Source organism: Thiocapsa sp. C2-2m, assembly GCF_041903745.1.
In the GTDB taxonomy this organism is placed as follows: Bacteria; Pseudomonadota; Gammaproteobacteria; order Chromatiales; family Chromatiaceae; genus Thiocapsa; species Thiocapsa roseilacustris.
Window position 1 is genome coordinate 92179 of record NZ_JBBWVD010000021.1, and the last position, 14206, is coordinate 106384.

15 protein-coding genes are annotated in these 14206 nt (G+C 61.1%); 13 read left to right on the top strand and 2 right to left on the bottom strand.

From position 1 onward, the window contains the following. The first annotated feature begins 60 nt into the window (after nt 1-60). From AADX97_RS16985 to AADX97_RS17030, 10 genes are all read left to right on the top strand, one after another. Complete coding sequence (locus AADX97_RS16985) at nt 61-312, top strand: Uma2 family endonuclease (protein ID WP_374238794.1); 252 nt, start codon at nt 61-63, stop codon at nt 310-312. 46 nt (nt 313-358) lie between these two features. Beyond that, nucleotides 359-1450: an ATP/GTP-binding protein gene (locus AADX97_RS16990; RefSeq protein WP_374234785.1), complete on the top strand. Its 1092-nt coding sequence runs from the start codon at nt 359-361 to the stop codon at nt 1448-1450. Beyond that, complete coding sequence (locus AADX97_RS16995) at nt 1447-2094, top strand: DUF3226 domain-containing protein (RefSeq protein ID WP_374234784.1); 648 nt, start codon at nt 1447-1449, stop codon at nt 2092-2094. Before AADX97_RS16990 ends, AADX97_RS16995 begins: the two co-directional genes overlap by 4 nt. A gap of 626 nt (nt 2095-2720) precedes the next feature. Further along, nucleotides 2721-4421: a S8 family serine peptidase gene (locus AADX97_RS17000; protein WP_374234783.1), complete on the top strand. Its 1701-nt coding sequence runs from the start codon at nt 2721-2723 to the stop codon at nt 4419-4421. A 327-nt stretch (nt 4422-4748) separates the two neighbouring features. After that, nucleotides 4749-5189, top strand: a complete 441-nt coding sequence (locus AADX97_RS17005) for a transposase (protein WP_374234782.1) — start codon at nt 4749-4751, stop codon at nt 5187-5189. Continuing rightward, the gene (locus AADX97_RS17010; RefSeq protein WP_374234781.1) at nt 5190-5453 is read left to right on the top strand and encodes a hypothetical protein; all 264 of its coding nucleotides are present in this window, start codon (nt 5190-5192) and stop codon (nt 5451-5453) included. 993 nt (nt 5454-6446) lie between these two features. Continuing rightward, nucleotides 6447-6998 (top strand): hypothetical protein, encoded by a 552-nt coding sequence (locus tag AADX97_RS17015; protein ID WP_374234780.1) that lies wholly within the window; start codon nt 6447-6449, stop codon nt 6996-6998. Continuing rightward, nucleotides 6995-7231, top strand: a complete 237-nt coding sequence (locus tag AADX97_RS17020; RefSeq protein ID WP_374234779.1) for a hypothetical protein — start codon at nt 6995-6997, stop codon at nt 7229-7231. Before AADX97_RS17015 ends, AADX97_RS17020 begins: the two co-directional genes overlap by 4 nt. 20 nt (nt 7232-7251) lie before the next feature. Further along, a complete protein-coding gene (locus tag AADX97_RS17025) occupies nt 7252-7551 on the top strand; it encodes a phage virion morphogenesis protein (RefSeq protein ID WP_374234778.1) in 300 nt (99 codons plus the stop codon). Between the two features lie 250 nt (nt 7552-7801). Continuing rightward, complete coding sequence (locus AADX97_RS17030; RefSeq protein WP_374234777.1) at nt 7802-8491, top strand: transposase; 690 nt, start codon at nt 7802-7804, stop codon at nt 8489-8491. Between the two features lie 53 nt (nt 8492-8544). On the opposite strand, the gene AADX97_RS17035 is transcribed toward AADX97_RS17030, so the two are convergent. Beyond that, nucleotides 8545-10302 (bottom strand): hypothetical protein, encoded by a 1758-nt coding sequence (locus tag AADX97_RS17035; RefSeq protein ID WP_374234776.1) that lies wholly within the window; start codon nt 10300-10302, stop codon nt 8545-8547. 290 nt (nt 10303-10592) lie between these two features. Between AADX97_RS17035 and AADX97_RS17040 the strand changes: the two genes are divergently transcribed. Then, nucleotides 10593-12011, top strand: coding sequence for a sensor histidine kinase (locus AADX97_RS17040; RefSeq protein WP_374234775.1), 1419 nt, complete (start codon nt 10593-10595; stop codon nt 12009-12011). Next, nucleotides 12008-12703 carry a response regulator transcription factor gene (locus AADX97_RS17045; RefSeq protein ID WP_374234774.1) on the top strand — a complete coding sequence of 232 codons (696 nt, stop codon included), beginning with the start codon at nt 12008-12010 and terminating at the stop codon, nt 12701-12703. The genes AADX97_RS17040 and AADX97_RS17045 overlap by 4 nt, the downstream gene beginning before the upstream one ends. A 297-nt stretch (nt 12704-13000) precedes the next feature. Here the strand turns inward: AADX97_RS17045 and AADX97_RS17050 are convergent, their stop codons facing one another. After that, complete coding sequence (locus AADX97_RS17050) at nt 13001-13270, bottom strand: hypothetical protein (protein ID WP_374234773.1); 270 nt, start codon at nt 13268-13270, stop codon at nt 13001-13003. Between the two features lie 210 nt (nt 13271-13480). On the opposite strand from AADX97_RS17050, the gene AADX97_RS17055 reads away from it, so the two are divergent. Next, nucleotides 13481-13906 carry a 50S ribosome-binding protein YggL gene (locus tag AADX97_RS17055; RefSeq protein ID WP_374234772.1) on the top strand — a complete coding sequence of 142 codons (426 nt, stop codon included), beginning with the start codon at nt 13481-13483 and terminating at the stop codon, nt 13904-13906. Nucleotides 13907-14206: the final 300 nt, after the last annotated feature.

Consider the following 14206-nt stretch of genomic DNA (forward strand, 5'->3'; position numbering starts at 1 on the left):
CGTTCTCCGCGCGCCGGTGCGCAGCGCGAATCGTCGCGCTAGACTCCCCGGATCATCCGCCTGGCCCCGGACGTCGTGATCGAGCTGGCCTCGCCCACCGACGACAGCGACAGCCTACACGCCAAGATGCGCGAATGGCGCGACAACGGCGTACGTCTCGGCTGGCTGATCCTGCCCGAGCAGCGCCAGGTCTGGCGCTACACCCCCGTTGGCGAGCCGGTCTGTCTCGACAACCCGGCACAGATCGGCGATGACATCCTGCTGCCCGGTCTTGAACTCTCGCTCGTGCGCATCTGGGAGCCGGGGTTCTGATCAGGATGCGCTCTTTCTATTTTTCGGAGGATAGGCTGCGCCGATCATGTACGACTCCCTGAAGATCCTGCGTTTTCGAGCATTCGACGCGTTCGAGATTCATCATCTGAGCCGTGTCAATCTCATCGTCGGCAAAAACAATGCGGGTAAGACATCCCTTCTCGATGCGGTAGAGATGATGGCTCTGGGCGGACGCGTCGTCTCATTGTTGAGAAGCCCCCGGCGGCGTGGAGAGATCTCCTTGGCGCCGGCGGATGAGAAGATGCGACGTGTATTGAATATCCGCCACATCTTTTGGGGTCACCAAATCCAGGCCGGGACATGTTTTGAAATAACTGGTATTGCCGACTCTCAAGAGATCAAGGTTTCCTGCGAAGTACGCCTCGGTCAGTCGGACCAGACTCAGTTCGGACAGCTTTCCGAGCAAGCCGAGCTGGAGACGCCCCTGGAAATCATCATGACGGGGCCGGACAACCCTGATGGCGAGCCGATCCTTCCTGTCTCCGCAAGCGGATCTCTCTTGGAATTTGCCCGTAGCAGGCTGTCTTCGGGGCCTACAGGCGGACTGGCGACAGTCTGGTTCCTCGGCACCGAATTCGGTGCGCACCCGACTTCTCTCCGACAAAGCTGGGAACAACTGGTGCTGACACCCGAAGAGGATATGGCGATATCCGCCATGAAGATGATCGAGCCCGCAATCGAGCGGCTCGTCTTCATAAGCTCCGCAACGATGGCGGAAAGTACTCCTGTCGTGAAATTAACAGGTGTAGAAGGACGGATACCCCTCGGTACTCTGGGCGACGGGATCAAGCGGCTGCTTGCCCAGGCGATCTACATGGCGCGCGCGGCGGGCGGGGTGCTGTTGATCGACGAGATCGATACCGGACTGCACTACACCACGCTGGAATCCATGTGGCGATTCGTGATCGAGAGCGCCCGTCGACTAGATGTTCAGGTCTTTGCGACATCGCACAGCGGCGACTGCATACGCGCCTTGGCCTGGCTTCAGACCGACGCCCCCGATCTTGCGGCGGACATCTCGGTACACCGCATCGACCGGGCCGCGCCCGCCGCAGTCCGCTATTCGGCGGCGGACATCGAGATCGCCGCGCGTCACCATATCGAGGTGCGGGGATGACTGCGGCCAAGGTGAAAGACAGCGCGCCACATCGGCTGATCGTCGAGGGGCGTGACGACCAATGGTCGATCATCGAGCTCACCGCCAAACACGGCTGGAACTGGGAGCATCCCGATCCCGGTTACCCCTACATCGAAGACGCCAAAGGGAGCACCCTCGCCTTGGAGGCCCTTCCCGTGACATTGCGCTCCTACCGACGGGTCGGGATTGTCCTGGATGCGGACATCGCGCCGGGGGATCGGTGGCAGTCGCTCGGCGATCGCCTCTCCGGTACGGGTTTTCCGTTGCCGGCCCGGCCCGCTCCGGCCGGTACGGTATCGGAAGCACCGGACGGCAAACACCTGGGTATCTGGCTCATGCCCGACAATCAGAACCCGGGCAAGCTGGAAGACTTTCTTGCCCTCCTCGTCCCCCAAGCCGACCCATGCTGGGACTGGTCGGCGGAGAGCACCGCACGCGCGAGTCAACTCGGCGCCGGATTCACGCAGCCCGATTTCATCAAGGCGCGCATCCACACCTGGCTCGCCTGGCAGAAAGAGCCGGCCCTACCCTTCGGCACAGCGATCCGTGCAGCGACATTCGCACATGACACCGACGCGGCTCGACGATTCGTGACTTGGATGGAGCGACTTTTCATCCGGTAAGCTTGCGAAACGCAACAGGTGCACGAGGAGCGAGCCCAAAGGCAAGCAGCGTGGTCTTGCAACCGTTAAACACGCAATGCTAGATTACAAGACTTGACCCCGCCGTCCCTCAAGAATCCTGGATTTGATCAGGATCCGCACTGGTCTCCAGATGGCAGCCGCATCACTTTCGTGAGCAACCGCAGCGGTAATGAAGAGATCTATGTTATGAACGCCGACGGAAGCGAACTGGCGATGTTGACGAGCGACATTGCCGACGACGTTCAACCTCGTTGGAAGCCTATAATGACGGACTAGGGAACATCTGCGGGTCTGTCCGAGGTTTTGGTCGATATCGGACGGTACAGCCCTAGCTTGGCATCGCTTAATCGAACGCGTCCGACACAGTCGCTCCGAGTATTTCTCAGCCGATTCGCTAGGGGCGTAACTGGCCAAAACATGCTCAGGTGCTTCCGATGTTCCCGATACTGCGTCGTCCCGCAACAGAGCGGCAATTGAGTCAACGTACAGTTTGTGGGAGACTCCTTGCCGTGAATCGCTGAACCGATGTCCATCTTGAAACTGATCGACGCGGACGCGTAGCCTCATCGCCCACGCTCAAGTTTAAAGAATAAGGAGGACTTCTCATGCTTGAAAAGCGCTTTGGACGGCTTTTTTGGAGGGACGTGCTGGCGATCCTGGTCTTGGGATCCATCAGCGTTCCGTGTGTCGCCGATCAGTCTGAAACGGTCTCCGAGGAGGTCTTCCGGGCCCTCGAAACAAGCCAACGGGCTATCGTGGTCGTTGCATTGCAAAGACACCAGTCCGGCGGAATCTCCGCTGCAGATCGAGCGGATGAGATCTTCCAGACTCAAGATGACGTGCTCCGTTCGCTTGGCGCGCAGGGCTACCGCGTTTTGCACCGCTATCGATCCGTATTCGGGCTGACCTTGCTCGTCGAGTCTCGGTTGGTGCTAGAACGGCTCGCCATTCATCCGCTCGTTCGCAGAGTCGATCTCGATGTCGGTGGGACTGGCCATTTGGACCAAAGTCGCGTCTGGATAGGCGCCGATGTGGCGCACGGCCTGGGCATCACGGGTCAAGATACCATCGTCGCCGTACTCGACACTGGAATCGACACGAATCATCCCGACTTGTCGGACGATCTGGTACGCGAGCACTGTATTTGCAACACGGGCACCAATTGCTGTCCGACCGGCGGAAACTTTGGCGACGGTCCCGGGAGTGCCGAGGACGATCAAGGGCACGGGACTCATGTGGCGGGCATCGTGACCAGCAGCGGTACGGTCGCGCCGATGGGCGTGGCCCCCGACTCAGCGATTGTTGCGGTCAAAGTCATGGACGCAAACAACGGTTTCTGTTGTAGCTCGGACATTGTTGCGGCCCTCGATTGGGTGCTGAACAGCGGACTGGATGTCGATGTCGTCAACATGAGTCTTGGTACGTTCGCGCGCTTCTCGGGTGACTGCGACTCGGCCGCAGCTTGGACCACCGTCTGGGGAGAAGCGATCGACGCCTTGCGTTCCAGAGGCATCCTTAGCGTCGTCTCGAGCGGCAATGAAAGCGACAAGGGTGCGATCAGTGCTCCAGCTTGCCTCTCCGGTGCCGTTGCAGTGGGAGCGACCTTCGATAACGCCGATGTCGTAGCGGGTTTTTCGAACAGCAGCACAAGCCTTGATCTTCTGGCTCCGGGTGTCTCCATCACCTCGTCGATAGTTGGAGGCTCCACAGCAACATGGAACGGGACATCAATGGCCGCACCTCATGTCGCCGGTGGTGTGGCGCTGATGCGCGACCGAACCCCGGGAGCGACCGCGCAACAGTTGCTGGATTGTTCTAGCGACTCACCGGTGAATGTCACCGACACCAACGGGGTTACTCGTGCGCGAATTGATATCCCTTCTGCTCTCGACTGCATCGCGAGCGGCCCCGCTTGCAGCGCATCGAGCGTTGTAGCCGGGCTGCGCGACGAGGATTCGTGGCTCGACCTCCTCCACGGCTTCCGTGATGTTGCCCTGAGCAACAGCCGGGACGGACGCTGGTTGATCGAGGCCTACTATCGACACGATGATGAGGTGGTTGGACTACTCACCGCTCATCCACGTCTCGGGCTCCGCGCGCTCAGAGTACTCAAAGCGGTCCGCCCGCAATTACACGCGGCTGCTTTGGGTAATACCCCGATGCTGAGTGAAACCAGTATCCATGCGATCCATGCATTCGCGAGAGCCTTGCAAGAGCAGGCTAGCCCCGAACTCTACGCAGACCTCGAGCGCTTCCTGCTGATCGATCTAAACCGCGTCCAGAGCGAGGTACTCGCTTTCGAGTGAGTTCGACGGTTGGTGGGTCCACGGCCCTTAGCGGGGACGCGGTTTAAAGTGGTCTAATTTAAACCTCGCCGGCTAAAGCGGCGTCAAGTCGGCCGGAGCCGATCCCGTCTTAGATCACCGTATTCCGCGCTTGGCGGCGTTCAGGTCAGGTGACCCTTGCACCAGACCAGATCCGCTGATATGGATCGGTCAGGTGGGTCGGGCTTCGGCCCGATCCACCATGACGATTCCGAGTTCCGGGGACAGTTGACTTAATTCCCTAGACGAGCTGCTTCGGATCGGTTAGAACACGACGTGACGTCTCCGTGGCGAGGGATTGGGCGACCGATGGCCAGACTTCCGAGGGTGGTTGTCCCGGGGCTTCCACATCATGTGACCCAGCGCGGTAATCGTCGCCAGCGAACTTTTTTTGGGGATGAGGACTACGCCGAGTATCGGCGATTGCTGTCGACGTCCTGTCGGGCGTGTGGCACGCAGGTTCTGGTCTACTGCCTCATGCCGAATCATGTACACCTGATCCTGGTGCCGGGCGATGAGCTCGGTTTGCATGACACGCTGGGCGAGGCGCATCGTCGCTACAGGCGCATGATCAATTTCCGGGAAGGCTGGCGAGGGCATCTTTGGCAGGAGCGTTTTCACTCGTTCGTGATGGACGAGCGGCACCTCATCGCCGCTGCCAGGTCTGTGGAGCTGAACCCCGTCCGTGCGCGGCTCTGTGCACGGCCGGAGGACTGGCCGTGGTCGAGCGCCCGGGCCCATTTGGCCTGAGTGGACGATGAGCTCGTCAGCGTGCGTCCGCTGTTGGAGCTGATCTCCGACTGGGATCGCTTCATCGGCGAGCCTGACGCCCCGGACATCGCCGACGTACTAAACGCGCATGCCGGCAACGGCCGCCCGCTCGGTCCGGATTCCTTTGTCGAAGATCTGGAGCAACGCCTCCGGCGTCCGCTCAAGCGAAAAAAGCCTGGTCTGAAGGCAGCGCGACGGGAGTCTCATACCCAGGACCTCTTGGAGCTGCTGGAACGGGATTAGGTAAACGGAGAGTAAGCCGGGTTCTTGCCGTCGGTTAGGCTGATGTTTGTGTTCTCTGTTTGCCGCCTGGTTTCCCGGCGGTGCCACATGATCTCGGCCATACGACGGTTCGTTCCCGGCTCCTCGCAGAACCGGACTTGGAGTGTTACACCATCCGGCTCCCAGCCCGAGTCTTTCGCAGAGGAACAGGGGCAATCCGGCGCCCTGCCGACTCCTCACACGCGACACCCGTCGCGGCGGGGAGCTTTCCGCGCTCCGCCCGGAGGGCGGGGCACGCTATCTGCGTGAAACGCACGAGCATGGTTGGCACGGACAGAATCCTCACGGTGTAGGGCCGTGTTTCACCCGCGCGTTATCTCGGGCCGCCACCCCTTTGCTCGACCCGCATGACCAGGCGTCAACGCTCGTATGGATGGCTCCGACTTCCACGCAACGCCGCCCACGTCCTCGCTTTTAACTTGTTCGCGGGTGCCCGCCTCCAGCGGACCGATGCGTGGATCTCCCTGGTTACCGCATGCTCTCGATGTCAGGCTCGATACGGCCTCGGACCCCGGGGAGTATCCGTACCGCTCGCCATCGCGCGACACGGATTGTTGCCTGCCGGAGGGACAAACCCGTCGGCACTCCCGACTGTTCTTTACGGGGCTCAACACCTTCAAGGTCGGCTCCACCCGTGACCTTTGCACCTCGCCTGCTGTCGTGCCTACGCATCGACGTGTCCGTTGCCGTCCACGCCGCAAGGCTCAATACTGGGCTCGCGGCGCACGATTACCCAGGCGGGATTCCCACCCGCTAGTTCACGCGGCCTTGCCAGGCCGCACTGTCCCCGGAATTCAAGCCGTGACCTCTTTGAGCTGCTGAAGCGGGATTAGGTAAACTGTTCCCGGAATTCAATTGCCCGGAATTGCGGACGATCCTTGGTGGTCCACGCACAGCGCTCCTCACGGATGGGGCTGCAAATGCTGGATCGAGGGGGTCTCCGAGCGCGAACTCATGCGCCTGGGCAAGTCCGGCCCGGACCGCGCTCAGAGCGCACCAGACGACCTGACGGGGATCGACGAGGGGTGGAACTATGCCCCCGGGGCAAGCGTAGCGGACGAGATCAATCGGTTGCTGGCGGCCAAGCGCGCGAAGCTGCCGTGGCAGATCGCGACCGATCTACTGGAGGCGGTGGCGGCGAGTCCTGGTGGGCCGACGTTGCCGACGCGCAAGACGGCGCGGCGGGCAGGCGCTCAGCGATCCGCTATACTTAGCGTCGTGGCGCCATCCGCTTACGCGATCGCGATGTCCGGGGGGCGGCATGCCGGGCTCCTGCAAGACTATGCGAACAAATCGGATGGCGAGATCAGCCGGGCGATCCGGTCGCTCCGGCGTCAAGTCGCCATCCATCGGCAGAAGATCGCGAAGCCTATGGACTGGGTCGAGCCAGGTATCGACACGCGCCACTTGTCCGCGCTGGTCAGCTCCTACTGGCCGAAGGAAATCGCCAACTTTCAGCAGCAGATCGCTATCCTCGAACGCATTGTGGAGGAACGCCAACCATGAGCACGCAACAAGACGCGCTGGTCGTCCTGGAAGAGGTCGCGCAGTCGCTGAAGGCGTCTGCGGAGGCCGTAGACGGCCGCTCGGACTACGACCGCGGGCGCCTGATGGGGTATTACGAGGCGCTGTCGACATTGTTGTCGCAGTGCGCGGTCGCCGGCATTGCCCCGGACGCACTGCACCTTGGAGCCGAGTTCAGGCCGGAAGCCGTGCTCGGGGCGCGCAAGGCTGCCTGAGCGCTTGTCGCTGACATCGCATGGCCGGCACCTGCCACACCATCGCCCTGGACAACGCCGCCCTCCAGGCCACGCTCAACAAGCTCGCCGCCTCCGTCGCCGATCCCTCTCCCGCACTGACCGAAATCGGCGAGCACCTGCTCACGACCACCAAAGCCCGCTTCGGCCCAAGCGCCAAACGTGCCCCGGACGGCACCTCGAGGGCACGCAACACCGAAACCACCATCGCGCGCAAGGGGCGGGACAATCCGCTCTACATATCCAGCATGCTCCAGGGCCAGATGCGTGAAAAACGGGGACGTACTACCAAAATCGTCTAACGGTGTGCTGCCGAAGCCGGTTTCGCTATCGCTCAACCGGCTCGGCTGAGGATGGCGTTTGCCCAAGCAAGTAAGACACATGTTGTTCTATCTGCTGCCAGAAGAATAAGGAAAACCGGGACAGACCCTGAGGTATCCACACTAAAAAATATTATAAAACAATCATTTATTGTCACACATTCAGTTAGAATGGAACATGCAGGGGGTTTGATGGTCCAGAACGGGCGACCAAACCTGCCGAGGACCGCCCATGCATGCCCTGACGATTCTACAGCGTTGTGTTGCCCCACTGCTGGTCGGCGGTCGTAGCCTGACGTTGTACGAGGAGGTCCACCCCCAGGCCAAGCTGGGCAATCGGCAGGTGCAGCATCGGTTCCTGCAGCAGATCAAGGCCCTGCTGCCGGGGAGCGCGGAACCGATCATCGTGGTGCGCAAGCCCAAGCAGGGACGCCGGGACAAGACGGCCTCGGGCCGGCGCGCGCGCTCGAAGAAGAGTCTGCAAGCCGCCCGCAATGCCCGTGAGCCGTGGCTGCTGGTGGCCTCGACGCGCCTCGCCGACTGGCCGGCGAAGCGCCTGGTGAAGGTCTATCGTCAGCGCATGCAAATTGAGCTGAGCTTCCGGGACATGAAGAGCCAGCATGTCGGCGAGGGGCTGGAGTGCAGTGCCTCGCGCGGCACAGGCCGGTACACGGTGCTGGTGCTGATCGCCTCCTTGGCGGCGATCCTGCTGTGGCTGATCGGGACGGCTGCGGAGCGCGCAGGCGTGCATGAGCGCATGCGACCGGGCAGCCGCAAGCGCCGCGCCTACTCGCGACTGTTCCTGGCCCGGTTGTTGCCGACGCTGGAGGGCTGCCGCACGACCATCGCCGAGCTGGTCGATGCCATCGGACCGCTCGATCAATGGATATCGACTGACCATGACGCGCTGCTCGCGGCGTGACCGTAGGGTGGCCGGACTTGTGGGGATACTTCAGGGTCAGACCCCTTTGATACTTAATATCCATCTTCGCGGTAATTGCAGTTTCCATACTCATCACAAGGGCAATATTCTGTCGTGGTGTCGATCTGGGCATAGGGATCACCGACAGGGAAGCCGTTGTCGTCGAGATAGCCGTATTTGGGTGCGTTGAATCCATATGGTATCGGGTTTCCATCGACGTCCACCGTGCCTGGCGGTGGCTGATAGGTTGCGACATTTCCGATTTCCGGGACCACGCCTTTTTTCTCGACGATCTGCTCCGGCGTGACCGAGATCACCATGAGGTCGAAGGACCAGGTAATCCGAGGAAGGCTCTTGTGTCGTCTTTGTTTTCCGTTATCGAGTGGAGCCTCGAACATCCAGCGAGGGTCATTGCCCTGCACAACATCCACATGCTGCCGAACGCTCTTCATCGCGCAGGCCACGGTGTCATCTGATGTCGGGAAGTGCGTCGCCACCGTCAAACGTGGCAAGGGGCTGATTTGACTGAGGACATATCCGAACGCGCCCTGCGGGCTATGGGAGCTGTTCTGGACCATGAGCATTTGCTGGACCACAGCGCTGTTCTCATCGGGTAAGGTCCTGGCATTGGTGTTCTTCATGGCCCAGATCTGGGCCGCCGCACCCATTTCGTGGATGAAGACGTCGACGCCGTCACCGTTGTTGGACGCAGCATCGACACTGAGCTTCTCTGGCTTGGTATCGCCCGTGAAGATCATGCTCAGGGTCTCGCCACTCGGCGTTAGCCATTCCAGCTTGTAGCCGATAGATCCCTTGCGGGCGTGAATCACCGGAAAGTAGGTGATCTTCACCCCGGTCTCGCTGTTGTTGTAGGCCACATTGTTGTTCGGATCATAGTCCAGCACCGTCAGCTCGATCGGGATCATGGCATAGGTGTCGTTATCCGGATCGTCGTGTTCGGGATTGCCGTCGCCGACAGGGACCGGGTCACAGGGCAGTCCCCAACGCTCCTTGGTTGGAGGAACATAGTCTCTGTAACTGGTGGTTTGAAAGCTGAAGCTTTCCGAATGCCACCGGCAGGCGGCTCTGAGATGCTGACAGAACGTGTTGGTGCCATCGTCGTAGAGAATCTCCGAGCTCGGTGGGCTTTTAATACCCGAAGGTCCAGGCCCCCAGACGAACAATGGCGACTTGCGATCGGATGCTGAGCCGAAGCAATAGATATGGGTCAAGTCACTCATGTGGTCGCCGTGCAGGTGTGTGAGGAACACCTTGTTCATCCGCCCGAGGCCCACGTTCATCGTGTTGTAGTTGGTGCAGACGCCGGAGCCACAGTCAAAAACGAACTGGTCTTTCGGCAGTTGCGTGTCGGGGTCCCAGCCAATCTCGACGAAGATGCTCATCATCTGCTGTGCCTTTCGCAGATTCAGCGGGATCGACGACCCCATGAAGGTGATCCGCATCTCGTTTTCATGAAGAGGCTGGATCGTCGTTGCGGTCTTGGAACTGAACGGGAAGAATCGCGGTAATTGCTCGAAGTACCGATACCGGCGCGCCTTTAAGGGATTCCCCCAGTCGCAGGGTGGCTTATCTTCGCAGTCCGAGGGATCACACACCGGGCAGGTATTGCCCTGCTCCATTTCATCGGCAAACAATTTGAGCGCCGTCCCTCCGAACACCAAGCTGCCCAAGGCCAATCCCGAGAGCCTCAATGCCTCGCGTCTCGTCAATCCGGTCTGCGTGCTGTCGAGATCCTCGGCGCAGTCGTCGCTCTGATCACCGTGGGGAATGGTGGAATCGGTCTTGGTCATGCCTAGCTCCATCAGCTACAGTGAGTTGAGATTGTGCACGGTCTGCCCGCGGCCTGGCATCTGTGGCGCCGAGCCCGTCAGTCGGCGCAGATCCCGATCGGATGACCGCTGCTCGGAGCCTAGAACGACTGCGAATCCGTGACCATGCCACCAAAGGGCCAATCAAGAGCGAAATTGACGCAGGACAAACTCCTGGCGCCTGGGCACATCCGGGGGCACCTCGGGGTGTACCTCGGGGTCGTGGTGGCGCTCAGCATTCGACCTGCCCCGCCCGGTGGCGAGGCGGAGCGATGATCTTCGATGCCGGCACGGGCTTCCTGTTCGTCGGTGCTCTCAACTTTTTCATCTCCATCGCGCTCTGGGCGGTGCTGTTTCGCCAGCGCACCCTCGCGCTTGATCTTTGGTGCGGGGCCGGTCTGGTTCTCACGGTGGCCTTCCTGCTGCTGGCGCTGCGACCCATGCTGCCGAGCATGCTGGGCTATACCTTGGCCAGTCTGCTTGCAATCACGGCAGCGATGATGAGGCTGCATGCGATCCGTCTGGAGCTTGGGGAGCCCGAGCGGGTTCAGCGAACGCTTCTCTTCCTACTCGGCTTTCTCATCCTGTACGAATGGCTGCGCGTAGGTGACAGCGAGCAGCTGCGCTTCTATGTCCTGATGAGCGTGTTGATTCTGATCAGCGCCCAGATCGCCTGGTGGGCCTGGCGGCTCGGCCGGATTCAGCGGCAGCGCAGCGCATACTGGATCGCGGGGGTCCATCTGGTCATAGCTGCAATCCATGCTCTGCGTATGGTCAATGTGGCCTTGGGCAACTTTCCGCCGCAACTGATGACGCAGGGCTACGATGCCCTGATGCTCGCGCTGATCCTGCTGATCGCGGCGATTTTGCTGAATATCGCCTGGCTGGGTCTCGCGCTGGAGCGTCTGATCCAGGAGCAGGTCGCGGCGGCGGCGGCCCAGGCCCGCGGCGAGGAGAATCGCGTGCTTGGCGATCGCATCGCGCACCTGGAGCGCCAGCGCAGCCTGGGACTGTTGTCGGCGTCCCTGGGACATGAACTCAAGCAGCCGTTGACTGCGGTCCTGACCAATGCCCAGGTCGTGCGACGCATGCTCGGCAGCGGCCGCGTCGACTCTGCCCAAACGCTCGACTATCTCGACAAGATCGTCTACAACACCAAGCGCGCAAGCCGGATCATTGAGCGGATTCGTAGCCTTCTTCGCCCTGGCGAGTCGGGTCGCGAGGCCGTCGATCTGGCCCAGGTGGCTCAGGAGGTCGCCGAGCTCGTGGCAGCGGAGGCCCGTGCCCGGCGGGTTCCACTGCGCCTCGGTCTTCCTTCGCAGCCGCTGAGGGTCATTGGCGATCCACTCCAGCTCTCTCAAATCGTGCTCAATCTGCTGCGTAATGCGCTGGAGGCCGCAGGCGATTGCCATCAAGGGGTCGCAGTCCGCTTGCGGGAACTCAGGGGGCAGGCCGTTCTCGAGGTCGAGGACTGCGGTCCTGGGCTGACGCCTGAGGCGCAGCGCCTGGCGGGTCAGCCGTTCTTCACCACCAAGCCGGAGGGATTGGGATTGGGCCTTTCGATCTCACGCACAATCGCCGAGCAGCATGGCGGCGAGCTGCGTCTGTCCAATGCACCAAACGGCGGGGCCTTGGCCGAGCTGAGGCTGCCGTTGGCCGCCCCCGGTCCGCCGACGCTTGACCGACCATGAATGAAGTCAGTGTTCGCCCGCTGATGACCCTGGACGAGCGACGGCGCGCCGTGCGCCACGACCGCGGACGCATCGTCGTGATCGACGACGACCCCGAGATCCTCGCTGCCCTGCGGGCGCTCTTCGAACTCGAGGACTATAGGTGCGAGACCTACGACTCGGCGCTCGTGTATCTGCAAGGGCTGACCGACCAGCCTGACCTCTGTCCGGGCCCCTGCTGCATACTCTGCGATGTCAGGCTACCGCAGGTCGACGGCTTGGAACTCCAACAACGCCTGGCGAGGTATGACGAGATCCCGATACTGCTCATGAGCGGTGCCAGCGGCGCACCAGAGGCGGTGAGCGCATTTCGTGCCGGCGCAGTGGACTTTCTGATCAAGCCGCTGGACGACAAGACCCTGCTCGATGCAGTAGCCAAGGCGCTGGCGGTCAGTGCCGAGCGGCACCACCAACGTGCCCGCCGCTGCGAGCTCGCCGCGCGCCTGGCTACACTCACCAGGCGGGAGCACGAGGTTGCGCGCCGGGTGGCTCAAGGCGTACGCAACCTTCAGATCGCCGAGGCGCTCGGGATCGGGCTGCGCACGGTCAAGCGGCATCGACACAACGCGATGGAGAAGCTTGAGGTCGAGACCGTCGTGGATCTCGTCCGTCTCTTCGACGCGTCGAGCGACTTCGGATCCGGGGACGAATGAGCTTGGTTTCGGAGCATGCTCGAGCAAAGTGATAAACAGGGCGGCATCCGCCAGTTCTGGTCGGGCATGTCCGACATACAGACCGATCGAGGACAACACCCCTACTGGTCGCTGCCGTAGGCGCGTGAATTGAGCGCTCCAAAGACCTCGCAGCCTGCGCATGCAAGCCCGCGCCGACAAGCCCGTTCGACCGAGCAGCGCAGTACCACGCGAGGCCGCGGCGATACGTCGGTTTCGGTCACATCCGCCCGAGTCGCGCGCCTGGGATTCCGAATCGGCCGGAACGCATCCACCCCGTCAAGACGCACTCTCCTCCTCGTCTGTCTCAACCGTCTTGGCCATCCGTTTGGCAAAATAATAGATCCGCTTGAGCTTCTCGATGATGTCGATCTCGATCGTGTAGGCCGGGATGCGATTCGGCTCTACGGCGGCGAGGCGTTGTGCCTGGTGAATGGCTGCCGAATCGGCGATGCGCTGGATTTCCTGCTTCATGCAGGTCACCGATCGCGCGGCCAGCTCGTTGTTCTGCGCGACGGCCTGGACTGCAGCGGCAACGGATCGCGTCACGACCCGATGGAAGCCGACCTTAATTCCGGGGACAGTTTACCTAATTCACCATGAGACCGATCCCAATTGAGTAAACTGTCCCCGGAAACCCCTCGTGCGCATCCGGGAGCCGCAGTTTGAACGCGCTGGCTCGCAGTCCAATCAAATCGGTGAGACGATGCAGACCCTTCAGCTCCTGACCCTTCCGAATCGAACCTGTCGTTCAAGGCCATGAAGAAGAGACTGCGAAAGAAGAAACACCTCGGCGAGTTCACCGAGTGGGGACGACAGCTCCTTGCCACCCGCAACACGAAGGCATGCGCGGACGAATTTCAGGATGCGTTCATTCTCGAAGCGATCGAAGGGAATGGGTGCTTCTGCGGCGGAAGCATGTCGGAAAGTCACATCAACGTCGTTGTCGTGCTCGGCAAGTCCTCCGACAATCCGGAAGAGAGGTTCGCCAAGGTCACTGATTGGCTCGATGCCCGCCCGGATGTCCAAGGATGGATGGCAGGCCCGCTGTTTGACCTGTGGCACGGAGATTTTGAAGACATACAAGCGGAGAACGAGCGGGGCTCAATTATGAAGAGCAGCGAACCGACCAGTTCGCCCAACCAGCGGCTCGGCTTCGAGTGCCCGTTGCCGCGCCAGCCTTGACCTTGGGCGCTCGTAGTGCTAAAGCTTTGCAACATGCTTGTCTCGATCAACCAGAGGGATGCTTAGGGACAGACTACGGTTATTTCACTCGTTCGTTCGATTGAACGTGATCCGTCCCTGGTTATTCGCAGATTGTTTAGATCTCATCGCCTGGCGAGGTATTGGTCGGCTAGCTTTTAAGTAACTGTTCAGGTCAGCTTGCCAAACAACCCCTTGGGGCGGTAAGTTTGCAACATGCCTAAGCCGCCATCGACAACCGACAGCCCCGACAGCAAAGATGCCGAACTGGCGCGGTTGCGG